The sequence below is a fragment of the Streptomyces sp. Ag109_O5-10 genome (assembly GCF_900105755.1).
In the GTDB taxonomy this organism is placed as follows: Bacteria; Actinomycetota; Actinomycetes; order Streptomycetales; family Streptomycetaceae; genus Streptomyces.
On the sequence record NZ_FNTQ01000001.1, the window covers coordinates 9,098,436 to 9,114,083 of the forward strand.

General features: G+C 70.1%; 15 protein-coding genes and 1 tRNA gene. 5 read left to right on the forward strand and 11 right to left on the reverse strand.

Going from position 1 to position 15,648, the window contains the following annotated elements:
- Positions 1-39 precede the first annotated feature (39 nt).
- Positions 40-303 (forward strand): DUF2630 family protein, encoded by a 264-nt coding sequence (locus tag BLW82_RS41280; RefSeq protein ID WP_093507383.1) that lies wholly within the window; start codon positions 40-42, stop codon positions 301-303.
- Positions 304-624: 321 nt separating this feature from the next.
- Here BLW82_RS41280 and BLW82_RS41285 read toward each other — a convergent pair whose 3' ends face one another.
- From BLW82_RS41285 to BLW82_RS41300, 4 genes are all read right to left on the reverse strand, one after another.
- Complete coding sequence (locus BLW82_RS41285; protein ID WP_093507385.1) at positions 625-891, reverse strand: DUF4235 domain-containing protein; 267 nt, start codon at positions 889-891, stop codon at positions 625-627.
- A 5-nt stretch (positions 892-896) separates the two neighbouring features.
- The gene (locus BLW82_RS41290; RefSeq protein ID WP_093507387.1) at positions 897-1,289 is read right to left on the reverse strand and encodes a DUF3618 domain-containing protein; all 393 of its coding nucleotides are present in this window, start codon (positions 1,287-1,289) and stop codon (positions 897-899) included.
- Entirely contained in the window at positions 1,286-1,657 is a 372-nt protein-coding gene (locus BLW82_RS41295; RefSeq protein WP_093508561.1) for a phage holin family protein, read from the reverse strand. The genes BLW82_RS41290 and BLW82_RS41295 overlap by 4 nt, the downstream gene beginning before the upstream one ends.
- 221 nt (positions 1,658-1,878) lie before the next feature.
- The gene (locus tag BLW82_RS41300) at positions 1,879-2,958 is read right to left on the reverse strand and encodes a YihY/virulence factor BrkB family protein (protein ID WP_093507389.1); all 1,080 of its coding nucleotides are present in this window, start codon (positions 2,956-2,958) and stop codon (positions 1,879-1,881) included.
- 537 nt (positions 2,959-3,495) lie between these two features.
- Here BLW82_RS41300 and BLW82_RS41305 point away from each other — a divergent pair.
- The 3 genes from BLW82_RS41305 (at position 3,496) to BLW82_RS41315 (ending at position 6,549) form a co-directional block, all read left to right on the forward strand.
- Positions 3,496-4,707, forward strand: coding sequence for a phospholipase D-like domain-containing protein (locus tag BLW82_RS41305; protein ID WP_093507391.1), 1,212 nt, complete (start codon positions 3,496-3,498; stop codon positions 4,705-4,707).
- A 56-nt stretch (positions 4,708-4,763) separates the two neighbouring features.
- Positions 4,764-5,600: a YihY/virulence factor BrkB family protein gene (locus tag BLW82_RS41310; protein WP_093507393.1), complete on the forward strand. Its 837-nt coding sequence runs from the start codon at positions 4,764-4,766 to the stop codon at positions 5,598-5,600.
- Between the two features lie 133 nt (positions 5,601-5,733).
- The gene (locus BLW82_RS41315) at positions 5,734-6,549 is read left to right on the forward strand and encodes an SAM-dependent methyltransferase (RefSeq protein WP_093507395.1); all 816 of its coding nucleotides are present in this window, start codon (positions 5,734-5,736) and stop codon (positions 6,547-6,549) included.
- Positions 6,550-6,675: 126 nt separating this feature from the next.
- Here BLW82_RS41315 and BLW82_RS41320 read toward each other — a convergent pair.
- The 5 genes from BLW82_RS41320 to BLW82_RS41340 form a co-directional block, all read right to left on the reverse strand.
- Positions 6,676-6,753: transfer RNA gene (locus BLW82_RS41320), tRNA-Met, on the reverse strand.
- A 659-nt stretch (positions 6,754-7,412) separates the two neighbouring features.
- Positions 7,413-9,782, reverse strand: coding sequence for a beta-xylosidase/alpha-l-arabinosidase (locus tag BLW82_RS41325; protein ID WP_093507397.1), 2,370 nt, complete (start codon positions 9,780-9,782; stop codon positions 7,413-7,415).
- Between the two features lie 7 nt (positions 9,783-9,789).
- The gene (locus BLW82_RS41330) at positions 9,790-10,608 is read right to left on the reverse strand and encodes a carbohydrate ABC transporter permease (protein WP_093507399.1); all 819 of its coding nucleotides are present in this window, start codon (positions 10,606-10,608) and stop codon (positions 9,790-9,792) included.
- Positions 10,605-11,561 carry a carbohydrate ABC transporter permease gene (locus tag BLW82_RS41335; protein ID WP_093507401.1) on the reverse strand — a complete coding sequence of 319 codons (957 nt, stop codon included), beginning with the start codon at positions 11,559-11,561 and terminating at the stop codon, positions 10,605-10,607. Before BLW82_RS41335 ends, BLW82_RS41330 begins: the two co-directional genes overlap by 4 nt.
- A gap of 7 nt (positions 11,562-11,568) precedes the next feature.
- Positions 11,569-12,870, reverse strand: a complete 1,302-nt coding sequence (locus tag BLW82_RS41340; protein ID WP_093507403.1) for an ABC transporter substrate-binding protein — start codon at positions 12,868-12,870, stop codon at positions 11,569-11,571.
- 142 nt (positions 12,871-13,012) lie between these two features.
- On the opposite strand from BLW82_RS41340, the gene BLW82_RS41345 reads away from it, so the two are divergent.
- Complete coding sequence (locus BLW82_RS41345; protein WP_177233232.1) at positions 13,013-14,035, forward strand: LacI family DNA-binding transcriptional regulator; 1,023 nt, start codon at positions 13,013-13,015, stop codon at positions 14,033-14,035.
- Positions 14,036-14,181: 146 nt separating this feature from the next.
- Here BLW82_RS41345 and BLW82_RS41350 read toward each other — a convergent pair whose 3' ends face one another.
- Together BLW82_RS41350 and BLW82_RS45950 are read right to left on the reverse strand one after the other, a co-directional pair.
- Complete coding sequence (locus BLW82_RS41350; RefSeq protein WP_093507405.1) at positions 14,182-15,492, reverse strand: alpha-glucosidase/alpha-galactosidase; 1,311 nt, start codon at positions 15,490-15,492, stop codon at positions 14,182-14,184.
- A complete protein-coding gene (locus BLW82_RS45950; RefSeq protein ID WP_256216138.1) occupies positions 15,489-15,617 on the reverse strand; it encodes a hypothetical protein in 129 nt (42 codons plus the stop codon). The genes BLW82_RS41350 and BLW82_RS45950 overlap by 4 nt, the downstream gene beginning before the upstream one ends.
- Positions 15,618-15,648 lie beyond the last annotated feature (31 nt).

The window sequence follows — 15,648 nt, forward strand, 5'->3', positions numbered from 1 at the left end:
GGAACCGGGGTTCGCCCCGTCGTCCGGAGAGGGGCAGCCATGACAGGGTCCGAGGCCGAGGCCGAGAGGGAGATACTCGGTCACATCACGGAAATGATCAATCAGGAGAAGGACTTGCGTGACCGTCTGGCACGGAAGGAGATCGACGAGCCGACCGAGCACGCCCGCCTGGCCCGCCTGGAGACCGAACTGGACCAGTGCTGGGACCTGCTCCGGCAGCGCAGGGCCCGGATCGAGGTGGGGCAGGACCCCGGCGCGGCGAACGTGCGTCCCGCGTCGGAGGTCGAGGGCTACCTGTCCTGAGGGCCGCGTGCACGGCGTGGCCTTGCCGGGAGGAGGCCGCGCGGACTTTCGCGGAACCGTCCACGTTGTGCTCGGCTCGGACTTACCCGACATCGCCTGCCCGTACGCGCGTCAACCGCACGCGACCCGGATCGCCTGGACCGCGGGCCGGCACGTCGGCGACGGGCAGTCCCCGAACCGGCAAGCGGACAGCGGACCGACAAGCGGACAGCGGACCGACAAGGTGGCCGCGCGACTGGCGCCGCAGGACGTGTGGAGGCGTCCACCCCGGCAGGCGTCGACGCCTCCACAAGCGCGTCACCCCGCGTACGGGGCGGCCCGTCAGCCGGGCCACGTCCCGGTCAGGCTGCGGACACCGGTGGCGCCCGCCCGGTCGACAGCCGCCTTCACCACCGCGAAGATGGCGCCCTGGACCATGGCGGCGAGCAGCACCTCACCCCAGGTGCGCTCCTCGTCGGTGGCGTCCGGGGCGTCCTCGTCGTGGCCGAGCACCTTCCACGTCTGTTTGAACAGCGCTCCCGCGGCCAGGCCGCCCGCGACGCCGAGAGCCAGCCCCACCGGCTTGTAAGCGATTTTCGCTGCCTTCATCCGGCTCACCCCTTCACACGGCGGCAGACCATCCACACGACCACGGCCGCGCCCGCCACCGCCACCAGCGCCGCGCGCTTGTCCCGTGCCGGCCGCGCCCCCTGCGCGGTCCTGTCCCTGACGGGGCCGGGCAGCCGTTCCTGGGCCCGGTGGGCCACGTCGACGGCCTTCACCTTCAGTTCCCCGGCCTTGACGACCGCCTGCTCCTTCAGCTGCCCGCCCTTCACGGCAGCCTGCTCCTTGACTTCTGCGCCCTTCTGCCGGGCACGCGCCTTGACATCGGTCTTCGACGCGAGGGCCTCGACCGTCTCCCCGAGCTCGGCCCGGGTCCGCTCGACCTGCTCGCGCAGTTCCCCGGGGTCGGCGGCGGTGGCTTCGTCGTGTGGCGGCTGGGTCATCGGTGCGCACTCTCCTTGATCGTGGCCACGTCGGCCTTGACGTTCTCGACGGTCTGCTCGGGCGTGGGCGGCGCCGCCAGCCCGACCTGCTTCCTGCCGCTCCTGGCCAGCACCGCGGCGATCACGCCGAGCACCGCTGTGACGATCAGCCCCGCCGCCCAGACCGGCAGCACCACCGACAGTGCGGCGATCACACTGGCCGCCAGCGCCTGGAGCATCAGGAAGCCGGCGACTCCGGCGCCGCCGAACAGGCCGCCTCCCTTGCCGTAATGCCTGCCCTTCTCCTTGAACTCCTCCTTGGCCAGCCTGAGTTCACCGCGCACCAACTCGGTCAGCTGTTGCGAGGCCCGCTGCACCAGCTCACCCACCGGCTCGTGGTCCAGGCGGTCCGTGCTCCGGCCGGATGAGACATGGGACGGCCGCGTATCCGACACACTGCTCACCTCCCGTCGTTTCTGTTCCTGCCCGCCGGGCCTGTTCCGCCCGGCGGTCCGACGAACGCGCGGGTACCCCGGACGGCCGGGTTCAGGACACCGATGACCGCACAAGCGTCATGCGTGCCGCAGCAGCCGTGCGTGCCGGGGAAGGGTCACGCGTCGTCAAGCCGGCGCGCGTCCTCCTCGTCCCACGTCCGCGTGGAGCGGGGCTCGGTGTACGGCTCGGCCCCGGGCGGCAGGCCGCCCGCGACGGCCCGCTGGCGGGCGGCCTCGGCGTCGAACTCCAGGCCGAGCAGGACGGCCAGGTTGGTGAGCCACAGCCAGACGAGGAACACCACGACGCCGGCCATGGTGCCGTAGGTCTTGTTGTAGGACGCGAAGCCGGCGACGTAGAACGCGAACCCGGCGGAGGCGATCAGCCAGACCAGCAGGGCGACGAGGCTGCCCGGGGTGATCCACCGGAACCCCCTGACCTTCGCGTTCGGGCTGGCCCAGTACAGGACGGCAAGCATCAGCGTGACCAGGACCACGAGGACCGGCCACCTGACGAGCGACCACGCCGTCAGCACGCCGTCCCCGATCCCGAGCGCGGCGCCGGCCTGGCGGGCGATGCCGCCGGTGAGGACCACGATCAACGCGCTGATCACCGCCATCACCATCAGGGCTGCGGTGATCAGGACGCGCAGCGGGAGGAGCTTCCACAGTGGGCGGCCCTCCGGCATGTCGTACACGGTGTTCGCGGCGCGGATGAACGCCCCGACGTAGCCCGAGGCCGACCAGAGCGCGAGCACCAGGCCGACGACCGCCATGACGGACCCGGCGCCCGCCCTGCCCTGCAACTGCTCGACGGCCCGGGTGGCGACGTCCCGGGCCGCCCCCGGCGCCAGCTGCCGGACGTTGCGCAGCACCGCGTCGATGGTCGACTTGCCGGCGATGCCCAGCAGGGAGACCAGCACCAGCAGGGCCGGGAACAGCGACAGCACTCCGTAGTACGTCAACGCCGCCGCGCGGTCGGCCAGTTCATCGTCCTTGAACTCGCGCAGGGCGCCCTTGAGGACGGCGGCCCAGGCCCGCTTCGGCAGTTTCGCCGGCGTGTCCGGCGCGCGCCGTTCGACATCGGGTCCGGGTCCCGCCTCCTCGGGAGTCGGCACCCTGGGGATCGGTGTCCCGACTCCCGCGTGCTCGTCGCCGTCCCGGGGTGCCGTCCGCCATGGAACACGAAGCCTCTGCATGGACGCCGGGTAACCCTCCAGCGCCCCTCCCACACCGCCGAGGGGGGAGCCGCCGCACGTCGGTGGAACCGGGCGCTGACAGGCACGGAACGCGCTCACGGAAGCACCCGGTCTACCAGACCCGGACCGCGGCGCGTGCAGCACCGGGCGGGCTCAGCTACGCCGTTGGCGGCTCTGCCTGGCCTCCGGCAACGGTGCCTGACCCGGGCCGGCCACGTGCCTGGAGGTCTGGTGACGGGGTGTGGGGAGCGGGCCCGTCGGCGCCGCGAGTGCGGCCCGCGCCGTCGCACACCGCGGCACCGTCACCGCGACGGCGGCCGGCATGATCGTCACGCTGCCGGGACTGGCCCGGCTGGAGAAGCGTGCGGCCACCGACGCCACCGGCCGTGCTCGCGACCGGCAGGGAGCGCGTGAGATCCGCAGCGAGCGCGTGCGTTCTGGAGTAACGCGGTGCCGGCCGGGCATCCGGTCTTGCGGGCTCGGATCGTCCGGCAGCCCTCGACGTTCTGTCTTCATGGCCCAGTGGGGGGATTCGGCGTGCTACTCGACGATGCACCGGCAACTTCGGCTCGCGGGAGTGTCACGTCCGACACGGCGGTCCGCAAACTGCGGCTGCGCCGCCGTCTGGAGCGGCTGATAGGCGTGGCCGCCACCGAGGGGAACGACCTGTTGCCACTGCGCAACGGGGACGAGATCTTCCCCGCGATGCTCGGGGCGATCCGCTCGGCGCGGCACACCATCGACATGATGACCTTCGTGTACTGGCGCGGGCAGATCGCCCACGACTTCGCCGCCGCGCTGGCCGAACGCGCCCGCGCCGGGGTGCGCGTGCGCCTGCTGCTCGACGGCTTCGGCGCCCAGAAGATCGAGCGGCGGCTGCTGGACCTCATGGACACCGCAGGCGTGCAGGTCGCCTGGTTCCGCAAGCCGGTCCTGCTGTCCCCGTTCAAGCAGAACCACCGCTGTCACCGCAAGGCCCTCGTGGTCGACGAGGAGACCGCCTTCACCGGCGGCGTCGGCATCGCGCAGGAGTGGTGCGGCAGCGCCCGCAACCCCGCCGAGTGGCGGGACACCCACGTACAGGTGCGCGGTCCGGCCGTGGACGGCATCGCGGCGGCGTTCGCGCAGAACTGGGCGGAGTGCCACGACGAACTCTTCGACGACCGCGACCGCTTCACGGAGCACCCGCAGAGCGGTTCGGCGGTGGTACAGGTGGTTCGCGGCTCCGCGAGCATCGGCTGGCAGGACATGCAGACGCTCATCCGGGTCATGCTCACCTCCGCCGAGGAGCGGTTCCGGCTGGCCACCGCCTACTTCGCGCCCGACACCTACTTCATCGACCTGCTGTGCGATACCGCCCGCCGCGGCGTGCGGGTCGAGATCCTGCTGCCCGGCCCCCACACCGACCAGCGGGCCTGTCAACTCGCCGGTCAGCACCACTACGCGCGTCTCCTGCGGGCGGGCGTGCACATCCGCCAGTACCAGCCGACCATGATGCACGCCAAGATCATCACCGTGGACTCGGTCGCCTCCCTCATCGGATCCACCAACTTCAACCGCCGTTCCATGGACCACGACGAAGAGATCATGCTCACCGTCCTGGACGAGGGGTTCACCGCGGTGCTCGACCGCGACTACGAGGCGGACCTGGAGCGCAGCGTCGACATCGACCTCGGCCGGTGGAGGCGACGGGCGGTCCTGCAGCGCGTCAAGGAGGTCGCCGTCGCTCCGATCCGGCGCTTCCTGTGATCAGTCCCCGCCGCCCCTTTGGGCGACGGGGCGCCGGTAGTGAGAACATCCGCCTCATGGAGAGAGCAGACAGCCGTACGGCCCGCTGGTGGAGGGCGCTGCGCCGGACCCCGGCGGCCGTCTGGAACGACGACATCACGGACTGGGCCGCGGCGCTGACGTACTACGCGGTGCTGGCCCTGTTCCCGGTTCTGCTGGTCGTCCTGTCGATCCTCGGCCTGACCATCCCCACGGCCAAGCCGCAGGTCATCGACCGTATGGCACAGGCCGCCCCGCTCGCGTCCCGCGCACTGCTGCGCAGCACCCTGCGGCAGATGGCCGGACAGTCGTCGACGGCGTGGACGGTGATCGTCCTGGGCGGGGCGGCGGCGCTGTGGTCGGGTTCCAGCTATCTGAGCGTCTTCCGCCGGGCGTTGCACGCCATGCACCGGATCAGTGCGCACCGGCCGGTCTGGCGTACCGCGCCCCGCATCGTGGCCACCGCCCTCGTCCTGGTCACCCTGCTGCTCACGTCCACCATCGCGATGGCGCTCACCGGAAGCCTGGCCCGGCGGCTGGGCCGGGTGCTGGACCTGGGCACCTGGCCGCAGGGGGCCTGGGACGCGCTGCGGTGGCCGGTGGTGGCCCTGGTCGCGGTCGTCCTGGTGCTGGTCCTGTACCGCTCCGGCCCGGCGCCCACCCGCGCGGTCCGGATGATGGCGCCGGGCGGTGCGCTGGCGGTGGCGCTGGTGCTGATCGTCTCCCTCGGGTTCACCGTCTACACCTCGCACGTCGGCACCTACCACCGCCTGTACGGCTCACTTGCGGGCGTCGTCGTGTTCCTGATCTGGCTGTGGCTGTCCAACCTGGCCCTTCTGGTCGGCGCCCAGTTCAACGCGGAACTGGCCAAGTGAGTCCGCCCCACCCGTTCCGGGACACGGCGTCGGCGGTGTACGGCAGAATGACGCCCACCGATGTGCCGTAGCGCAGCCGTGACCGCAAGTGCCTTGTTTCACACGGTCCTTGGGCGTGCGAGGAGAGGAAGACGTGAGCGAGAACCAGAGCGCCACCCCCGCAGTGCAGCGACTCGACACCGGGACGGCGCACAACGCTCGCGTGTGGAACTACTGGCAGGGCGGCAAGGACAACTACGAGGTCGACCAGCAGGTAGGCGATCACGTTGCCGGAATGATCCCCGTCATCCGCGACATCGCGCGCGCCGACCGGGAGTTCCTCGGCCGCGCCGTGCGCTGCCTGGCACGGGAGCACGGCATCCGTCAGTACCTCGACATCGGCACCGGCCTGCCGGCCTTGGAGAACACCCACGAGATCGCCCAGCGGATCGCCCCCGACTCGCGGATCGTGTACGTCGACAACGACCCCATCGTGCTCGCGCACGCCCGCGCCCTGCTGACCAGTACTCCGGAGGGCGCCACCGACTACCTCGACGCCGACGCGCACGACCCGGACACCATTCTCCGGATCTCCGGACGGACACTCGACTTCACCAAGCCCACCGCACTCATGCTGCTCGGCATCCTCAACTTCGTCCTCGACGGTGACGAGGCGCGGGCCATCGCACGTCGGCTCGTGGAGGCGCTGGCCCCCGGCAGCTTCCTCGTACTGACCCATCCCACCACGGAGCCCGAACTCGGCGGCGACCTGCAGCTCGAGGCGATGGAGTTCTGGAACGCCAACGCCAAACCGCCGGTCACCGCCCGCAGCGGCGAGGAGGTCGCCCAGTACTTCGACGGGCTCACGCTCCTGGAGCCCGGCCTGGTCTCCTGCTCTCTGTGGCGGCCGGAGCCCGGCGAAGAGCCGACGGTCGTACCCCAGCTGGGAGCCGTGGCGCTGAAGCCGTGATCTCTCGACCCCGGCGGCGTTGCGGTGCGAAGGCACCCGGACATGTCTGACGACGGCGTACGACCGGGAGCCCTGCTGCCGAACGACTCCGGCCCCCGGCGACGAAAGTCGCCGGGGGCCGGATGCTGGTAGCGGGGGCGGGATTTGAACCACGCGACCTCTGGGTTATGAGCCCAGCGAGCTACCGAGCTGCTCCACCCCGCGTCGGTGTCTTTACCGTACGGCATCCGCGCGGCGCCGGCAGGGATTTATGCCGAGGGCCGTCCCTCCGGCCAGCGCTCATCCCGCCGCACCGGCGACCGCGTTCCGGGTTTCCCGGGCGCCACGGTCTTCACCAAGGTCTTCCACGGCCGGTGTGGGTGCGCCGGCGTAGGACTCCCCGGTCTCGCGGACCGGCTTCGCGGGCAGCGTGCCCGCATCGCTCCTGCTTCCCGGCGCCGAGAACTGTGGCCCCACGGGTGCGGCGCAGGAGGTGGGGGGTCGTTCCACGAGGCGCCGAACTCAATGGGACCGGCGGGCGGTTCGCCGATCAGGTCGGCCGGCCGGCGGCGCGTTCGCGGGCCGACGTGTTCACGGCCTCGGGGCAGTGGTGGGTGGCCCTGCCCTGTTCCGGCCGGGTGTGGTATTCGGTGCGCACGTCGGCGAAGCGGGCGGCTTCCGCCCGTCGCAGCCCGGGACGTGAAGGGGGGCGCGGGAAGCCGGCGATCTCGCTGCTGCGGTCCGTTCGCCCGGGCGGTGTCGGAACGCTCGGCCGGAAAACTCCGGCCGAGCGTTCGCCAGGGTCCTGGCCGCGGTGCGCCGATCACCGTAGGGCAGGGACCTTCGGATCCGCCGGGTCGACGCCCCGGCCGCAGGATCTCCGGCTACTCCTGGTGAAGGGGCTGCTGGACGAAGACGGCGTGGAACCTGCGGGTCTCGTCCACGGTGCGGACGGGGCCGGTGAGGGTGACCGTTGTGGTCAGGTGAGCGGCCGTGCTCGACGACGCCAGGCGGAGTTCCAGTTCGCCCGGTTCGACGATGCGGTGGCCGTCGCGACCGGTGAAGGACGCGACGTCGGCGGGAACGGTGATGTCGATACGACGGGTTTCGCCCGGCGCGAGGGACACCCTGCTGTAGCCGACGAGGCGCTGCACCGGCTGGACGACGGACGCTGTCGGGTCGTGGAGGTAGAGCTGAACGACTTCGGTCCCGGTCCGCTCGCCGGAGTTGCGGAGGGTGAAGGCGATGGCGAACTCGCCCTCGGTCGAGGTCTCCTCGGTTCGAACCGTGAGATCGCTCCAGGTGAAGGTCGTATAGCCGAGGCCGTGGCCGAAGCCGAACGCCGGGGTCGGGTCGATGTTGGAGACGTCGCTGGCCTGGGCCAGGCGGGCGCCGAGGTAGGTGGTCGGTTGGGTTCCGGGGCTGCGGGGCACGCTGACGGGCAGGCGCCCGGAGGGGTTGGTTCGGCCGCTGAGGACGCCGGCGATCGCCCGGGTGCCCTCGACCCCGGGGAAGAACGACTGGACGATCGCCGCGGATTCGTCCACCGCGCGGCCGAGAGCGTAGGGCCGACCTGCGAGGAGGACGGTGACGACCGGACGGCCGGAGTCGAGCAGAGCGTCGAGGAGTTGCTGCTGCGCGCCGGGCAGAGTGAGCGATTCCGCGTCGCAGCCCTCACCGCTGGTGCCACGGCCGAACAGGCCCGCGCGGTCGCCCAGGACGGCGATGACGATGTCCGCGTCACGGGCCGCCTCCACCGCGGCGTCGAGCCCGGAGAGGTCGCCGTCGTCGATGCCCGTGCCACGGGCGACGGTGATGGCCGCGTCGGGGAACTCGGCCGTCAGGGACTCGTGGAGGGTGGGCAGGTCGATGCCGACGGGGACGGTCGGGTGCTGGACGCCGACGTGCATGGGGAAGGAGTAGCAGCCCAGTACGGCTGTGGCCTCCGTCGCGTTGGGGCCGACGAGGGCGATCCGGCGCGGCGCGGTGAGAGGCAGCACGCCGTCGTTGCTGAGGAGGACCACGGCTTTCTCGGCCACCTCACGTGCCAGTTCGCGGTTCGCGGGAGGATCGAGGTCGACCTTGCCGCGCAGGCTGTCCGGGTCGTCGGGATCGGTCCCGCGCAAGGCGGCCGGCACCGGGTCCCAGTCGGGGTCCAACATGCCGAGCTGGGCCTTTTGACGGAGAACCCGGCTGAGGGCACCGTCGATGAGGGACTCCGGGATCCGGCCGTCCTTGACGGCCCGGACGAGTGGTTCACCGAAGGTCTTGACGCTGGGCAGTTCGACGTCGACGCCCGCCGCCAGGGCGGTGTTCGCGGCGTCGGCCCAGTCCGCCGCCACACCGTGGAGGGTTTTCAGGAAGGCGACGCCGAAGTAGTCGGCGACGACCGTTCCGTCGAAGCCCCACGTGTCACGGAGCAGGCCGGTCAGCAACTGCCGGTCGGCGGCGGCGGGTACACCGTCGTTGTCGTTGTAGGCGTGCATGACGGCGCGGGCGCCGCCCTCCCGGACGGCCATCTCGAACGGGGGCAGCAGGACGTCGGCGCGTTCGCGGGGCCCGATCGCGGCGGGAGCGAGGTTGCGTCCCGCGCGGGACGCGGAGTATCCGACGAAGTGCTTGAGGGTCGCGATGATTCCCGCCGACTCCAGTCCCTGTACGTAGGCCGTCCCGATGGTGGCCACGAGGTACGGGTCCTCGCCGATCGTCTCCTCCACGCGCCCCCAGCGGGCGTCGCGCACCACGTCGAGGACCGGCGCGAGCCCCTGGTGGATACCGACGGAGCGCATGTCACGGCCTATGGCCGCGGCCATGCGGCGCACCGTCTCGGGGTCGAACGTGGCGCCCCAGGAGAGCGGGACGGGGAAGGCGGTGGCACCCCAGGTCGCGAAGCCGGCGAGGCACTCCTCGTGCGCGAGAGCGGGGATTCCGAAGCGGTTCGCCGAGACGATGCGGGCCTGGGTGCGTTGCAGGGAGAGAGCCCCGAGGGCGGGGTCGACGGGCGCGGTGCCGAAGGGCCGGGTCAGCTGACCCAGTCCGGTGGGCATCAACGCCTCGAGATCGACCGCTTCCTCCATGTCGTGCTGATGGGGAGCCACCTCGTCGCCCTGGGCGGAAGCGCCGACCCACACGCCGTACAGCTGGGCCGTCTTCTCCTCCAGAGTCATCGCCTCGATCAGGGCCGCCACTCTGGTGGCGAGGGGGCGGGACGGGTCGTTCCACACGGGGGCCGGGTGGGAGGTCTCTACAGCCACGTGGCGGTCACTTTCCTCCGACGCCCATCAGGCCCTGGACCAGGGCGCGACGGGCGAACAGGTAGACGAGCAGGACGGGCACCATGGACAGCATCACGGCACCGAGAAGGCCCGGGATGTCGATGCCGTGTTCGGTCTGGAAGTTGTACAGACCCAGCGTGATCACCTTGGTCGAGTCGGACTGGGTCAGCACCAGCGGGAAGAGGAACCCGTTCCATGCCTGGAGCGCCGAGAACACGGTGATCGTGGAGAGGCCGCCGCGCGAGAGCGGTACGACCAGCTGGAAGAACATGCGCCGTGGAGTCGCTCCGTCCACCGCCATGGCCTCGAACAGTTCGGGAGATATGTCCCGCATGGTGCCGCTGAGGATCAGGGCCGACATCGGCAGGCAGAACGCCGCCGTCGGCAGGATGACGCCGAGCAGGTTGTCGTACAGCCCCGCTTTGCTGATGAGGTAGAACATCGGCACGATGACGGCCTGGGCCGGAATGGCGAGTCCCAGCAGGAACAGGCGGAAGATCAGCGAGGTCACCTTGGAGCGGCTGCGGACGATGGCGTACGCGAGCGGCGGCACCAGGACCAGCACCAGGCCGGCCACGGCCGCCGTGACGGCGATCGTGTTCAGGAAGTACCGGCCGAAGCCGGTGTCGAACGCGTTGAGGTAGTTGTCGAGGGTGAAGGTGTCGGGCACCGACACCGGGCCGTTCGCCGCGTAGTCGCCGCGCGTGCGCAGCGTCGCGGCGATCATCACGTACAGCGGCAGTCCGACCAGGAACAGCCAGACTGCGGAGCCGACACCGGCCACGTAGTTGGGACGGCGCCTCATGACACGCCCTCCATGGTGCTGCGCATCTTGTCGTAGCCCGACACGCGGACGACGACGAGTGAGATGACGGTGGAGGCCACGACCAGCGTGAGGGCGATGGCGGCACCGGCGCCGAAGTCGAAGCTCTTGAAGGCTTTCTCGTACATGTAGTAGGCGCTGATGGTGGTGTCGGTGCCGGGTCCGCCCTGCGTGAGGATGAGGACGGTCTCGAAGGTGGTCAGACCGCCGACGGTCATCAGGATCATCGAGGTGATCATCGAGTTGCGCAGCTGCGGCAGCGTGATGTGGAAGAACTGCCGGTAGCGGCCCGCTCCGTCGATCTCCGCGGCCTGGTAGAGCACCTGCGGGACGGCCCGTGCCGCACCCTGGTAGATCAGGGTGTGGAAGGGAGTGAACTGCCAGGTGCTCACGAAGGCCAGGACCCCGATGGCCGTGGCCTGCTTGCCGAACAGGTTCCCGTCACCGAACAGCCAGCCGGCGTCGGCGGGGATGCCGAAGTTGGGGTCCAGCAGGGCGCGCCAGAGGACGGAGACGGCGGTGCCGGACAGCAGCAGCGGGATGAAGTAGATGACGGACAGCACGGCGCGGTTGCGCTGGTAGCCGGCGGCCCAGACGCCGAGGAGAACGCTGAGCGGGGTCTGGATGACGATGCCGAGGGCGGTCAGGAGCAGGGTCACCCAGATGCTCTTGAGCATCACGGGGTCGTCCAGAAGACGTGACCAGTTGTCCATGCCGACGAACTGGGGCGACCCGAGCCCGTTCCAGGTCGTGAAGGACAGGACCGCGACCATGATCAGCGGAATGATCGCGAAGACAGCGAAGAACAGGGCGGCGGGAAGGGCCCAGCCGAAGCCGGGCCGCGCCACGTTTGCCGTTGACGAGTGGCCCGCCCGCCGCCGGGCCACCTTGAGGGACCTGGCGGCGGGCGGGGTGCTCGTGATCTGTGTAGTCATGAGCCGTTCATTCACCCGGAAGTGCCTGCATGGCCTTGATGAAGCCGTCCGCGTCGATCTGGCCGTCGAAGAACTGCTGCACGGCCTGCTGGATGGGGGTCCCGGCGGCCGGCGGGTACGCCTGGTCCCAGGACAGCTGGAACGCCGGAGCCTTGGCGACCAGGGTGTACTGGAAGTGCGAGTAGTCCGGGTTGGCCGAGGAGTCCAGGAAGGACTCGGTGTTCGTGGTCGTGGGCAGGTTGCCGATGGCCAGCTGCGCCTTCACGAACTCGTCCGAGTACATCAGCTTGAGGAACTTCGCGGCGGCGTCGGGGTACTTGGTCTTGCGCAGCACCGAGTAGAAGTTGTTGGTGTTTCCGACCACGTCGGCGGCGTCGCCCTTGCCGCCGGGAACGGTCGGGAACGCCGTGTAACCCAGGTCCTTCTCCGCGAAGCTCTTGGCGTCCGTCTGCTGCTGGGCGTAGTACCACGAACCCATCAGCTCGAAGCCGGCCTTGCCGGAGGCGACGAGTGCCGGTGAGGCGCCGTTGGTGTACTTCACCGAGTCGTAGTTCTTGCCGAAGGCGCCGGCGTCCACGAGATCCTTGAGCATGCTCAGCGCCTTCTTGCTGTCGGCGCTCTCCCACGCGGACTTGTCGCCCGCGAGTGCCTTCTGGAACAGGCCCGGTCCGGCGACGCGGTCGTACAGGTACTCGAACCACATCAGGGTCGGCCACCTGTCGCCGCCGCCCAGGGCGATCGGGGTGACACCCCGGGCCTTGAGCTTCTTGACCGCGTCGAGCAGTTCGTCCCAGGTCTGGGGCGGCGTGACCCCCGCGTCCTTGAGGACCTTCTTGTTGTTGAACAGCAGGACGGGCTGCGTGCCGCGCATCGGGACGCCGTACGGCTTGCCGTCGACCACCGCGCTGTTGAAGACCGAGGGCAGGAACTTCGACTTCAGGTCCGGGTTCTTGGCGATGAAACCGTCCAGCGGCAGCAGCAGGTCGGCCTTGACGAACGGCTGGATGCTGCCGCCGCCCCAGTTGAAGAAGATGTCCGGGGCCTGCGGGGTGTTGATGATCGTCTGGAGCTTCTGCTGGTAGTCGGCGCCGGGGATGGTGTCGAGGACGGCCTTGACGTCGGACGTCTTGTTGAACGTGTCGACTATCTGCTTCTCGACCTTGTTGCTGGCGTCCCCGTAGACCAGAACGTGAATCTTGCCGTCGCTCGACGACTGGCCGCTGCCGCTGCCGCATGCGGCCAGCGGGAGTGCCAGGGCGAGCGTCGCAGCGCAGGAGACCAGTCTGGGCAAGCGCGCGCGTGTCTTCATCGTTGGAGCCCTTCGAAAGTTTCGGCCTCATTACCGAAAGTCAATGCGGTGGGGACACTAAGACAGGCCCGGGGCCCGGTCAACAGTCATGCACGCACAGGCTCAAACCGTTACGGGCATCTCACGCCTGTATCCTGCGCACATGGGCGAGGACGGCAAGATCAGCGGCAAGGTGACCCTGGCCGAGGTCGCGAGAGTTGCGGGCGTTTCGCTCCCGACAGTTTCGAAGGTGGTCAACGGTCGTTCGGATGTGTCCCGTGTGACCAGGGCCAAGGTCGAGCGAGCACTGGAGGTCCACGGCTACCGTCGCCGCCCCCGGAATCCGGCCCGGCCCGCACTTCTCGAGCTGGTGTTCCACGAGCTGGAGAGCATCTGGGCGATGGAACTGATCAAAGGAGTGGAGCAGGTCGCGCGGGAGATCCACGCGACCGTGGTCCTCACCGTGAGCGGCACGCGGCACGCGCCCGGACCCGACTGGCTCGAAGGAGTGCTGAAAAGAAGGCCGTTGGGGGTCGTCCTGGTCTTCTCCACGCTTCCGCGGGATGTCAGACAACGGCTCAGGTCGGCCGCCGTCCCCTTCGTCGTCGTCGACCCCGCGGGCGATCCCGATCCCGACGTGCCGTCGGTGGGCTCGGCGAACTGGGCCGGCGGTCTCGCGGCCACCCGGCATCTCACGGCACAGCACCACCGGCGGATCGCGATCATCACCGGACCGGAGGACATGCTGTGCTCACGGGCGCGCCTGGACGGTTATCGCTCCGCCATGGCGATGGCGTCCCTGGACGCGGACCCCCGGCTCGTGCGGTTCGGCGACTTCCACGTGCAGGGCGGCTTCGACCACGCGATGAGCCTGCTGGACGGGCCGGATCGGCCGACGGCGATCTTCGCGGGCAGCGATCTCCAGGCGCTCGGCGTGCTGGAGGCGGCCCGCCTCAGAGGGCTGCGCGTACCGGAGGACCTGTCCGTGGTCGGGTACGACGACGTGCCTCTCGCGCAGTGGTCGAGCCCGCCGCTCACCACGGTGCACCAGCCTCTGCGGCGCATGGCCGAGGAGGCGTCACGCATGCTCTTCGGCCCCGCGGAATCCGGCAAGGCCGCCCAGCGCATCGAGCTGGCGACGCACTTGGTGGAACGGCAGAGCACGGCCCCGCCGCATGAGTCGTGAGGAACCGGCCCGAGCCCACGGATCCGTGGGGGAGAGGGCCGTGTTCCGGCCGGGCGACCTGCCGCACGGGTCGGGTCCGGTTCACCCGGGACTCGGGACGGGCGGTGGGCCGACATGGTCTCGGTCGGCCCACCGCCCGCGGTCGCTCACGAGCCCAGGAGGGCGCGCAGGCCGGGCTGGAGGAGGTCGCCGTGGGCGGTGACCATGTCGTCGCACAGCCGCCAGATCTCCTCGACCGGCAGGGCCGCGGCCGTGGCGGGGTCGGTCATCGCCGCGTGCCGGATGTGCCGCGGGTCGTCCTCGATCGCCGCCCGCACCACCAGGTCGTTCGCGCTGAGGTAGGTGCGGTTGAGCGCCGCGAGCTGAGGCGGGAGGGAACCGACGCGGGTGGGCTGGACGCCCAGCGAGTCCACCAGGCACGGCACCTCGACGGTGCCGTGCGCGGGCAGGTTGTCGATCAGCGACCGGTTGGGGACGTTGCCGTAGACCGTGCGGGGTGTGCCGGTCACCATGCTGTGGATGATCTGCGGCGCGTACTCCATCGTCCCCTCGACGGCGACCGGTGTCCCGGCGGCCAGCGCGTCGCGGGTCCTCTCGTACGTGGCGAGGTTCTCGTCGACGATCTTCAGGTACTCGCCGATCGGCAGCCGCAGCCGCTCCACCTCGCTGTCGTGGTGCAGGTACCAGGGAACGTACTCGGAGGAGTGCTCGCTGGTCTCCGTCGGGTAGTAGCCGAGCCGGCGGTACATGTCGACCCGGACCCTGCGGCGCAACTGGTCGTCGGAGGCGATCAGTTCGTCCAGCTTCGGGTAGAGGCTCCGGCCCTCGTGCTCGAAGCGCAGCACCCAGGCCTGATGGTTGACGCCCGCGGCGTGGTAACTGATCTCTTCGTAGGGCACTTTGACCAGGTCCGCGAGGTCGCGCATCGTCCAGTACACGGAGTGGCACAGACCCACCACCCGGGTCAGGCCGGTGGCCTGCGTCAGGTACTGCACGTTCATGGCCATGGGGTTGGTGTAGTTCAGCAGCCAGGCCTGCGGGCAGACCTCGGCGATGTCCCGCCCCAGATCCTTGAGGAACGGGAACGTGCGCAGAGCGCGGAAGACGCCTCCGATGCCGAGAGTGTCGCCGATGGTCTGCCGTACGCCGTAGCGGGCCGGCACCTCGAAGTCGGTCCGGGTGGCTTCGGCCATACCGATCTGCACGATGTTGATGACGAAGTCGGCGTCGGCCAGGGCCTCGCGGCGGTCGGTGTGCGCGGTGACGTCCGGACGGGCGCCGAGCGTGTCGGCGATGCGGACGGCGGCCGCGTGCGCGGTGGCCAGGCGTTCGGTGTCGATGTCGTGGAGCGCGACGTGCGCGGACTTCAGTTCGGGGAACGCGAGGAGGTCGGCGAGCAGTCCCTGGGTGAAGACGACGCTGCCTGCGCCGACGAAGGTGATCTTGGGGGTGGTCATACCGGGGTTTCCTCGGTCTCGGAAGGGCGGGAGAGGACGTCGTCCCGCGTGGGCTGTGCGGTTGTACCGACGATGACGTCAGGGGCGGCGTCGCCGATGACGAGCACGTCGAAGGTGTGCGGCACTGGGGTGTTCCTGCCTGAGTGGTGTGTCGGG

Excerpts from the sequence above, each read along its gene's own strand:
- BLW82_RS41300 (WP_093507389.1), bottom strand. The coding sequence starts at position 2,958 with ATGCAGAGGCTTCGTGTTCCATGGCGGACGGCACCCCGGGACGGCGAC.
- BLW82_RS41340 (WP_093507403.1), bottom strand. The coding sequence starts at position 12,870 with ATGAAGACACGCGCGCGCTTGCCCAGACTGGTCTCCTGCGCTGCGACG.
- BLW82_RS41350 (WP_093507405.1), bottom strand. The coding sequence starts at position 15,492 with ATGACCACCCCCAAGATCACCTTCGTCGGCGCAGGCAGCGTCGTCTTC.
- BLW82_RS41335 (WP_093507401.1), bottom strand. The coding sequence starts at position 11,561 with ATGACTACACAGATCACGAGCACCCCGCCCGCCGCCAGGTCCCTCAAG.
- BLW82_RS41290 (WP_093507387.1), bottom strand. The coding sequence starts at position 1,289 with ATGACCCAGCCGCCACACGACGAAGCCACCGCCGCCGACCCCGGGGAA.
- BLW82_RS41345 (WP_177233232.1), top strand. The coding sequence starts at position 13,013 with ATGGGCGAGGACGGCAAGATCAGCGGCAAGGTGACCCTGGCCGAGGTC.
- BLW82_RS41330 (WP_093507399.1), bottom strand. The coding sequence starts at position 10,608 with ATGAGGCGCCGTCCCAACTACGTGGCCGGTGTCGGCTCCGCAGTCTGG.
- BLW82_RS41285 (WP_093507385.1), bottom strand. The coding sequence starts at position 891 with ATGAAGGCAGCGAAAATCGCTTACAAGCCGGTGGGGCTGGCTCTCGGC.
- BLW82_RS41310 (WP_093507393.1), top strand. The coding sequence starts at position 4,764 with ATGGAGAGAGCAGACAGCCGTACGGCCCGCTGGTGGAGGGCGCTGCGC.
- BLW82_RS41280 (WP_093507383.1), top strand. The coding sequence starts at position 40 with ATGACAGGGTCCGAGGCCGAGGCCGAGAGGGAGATACTCGGTCACATC.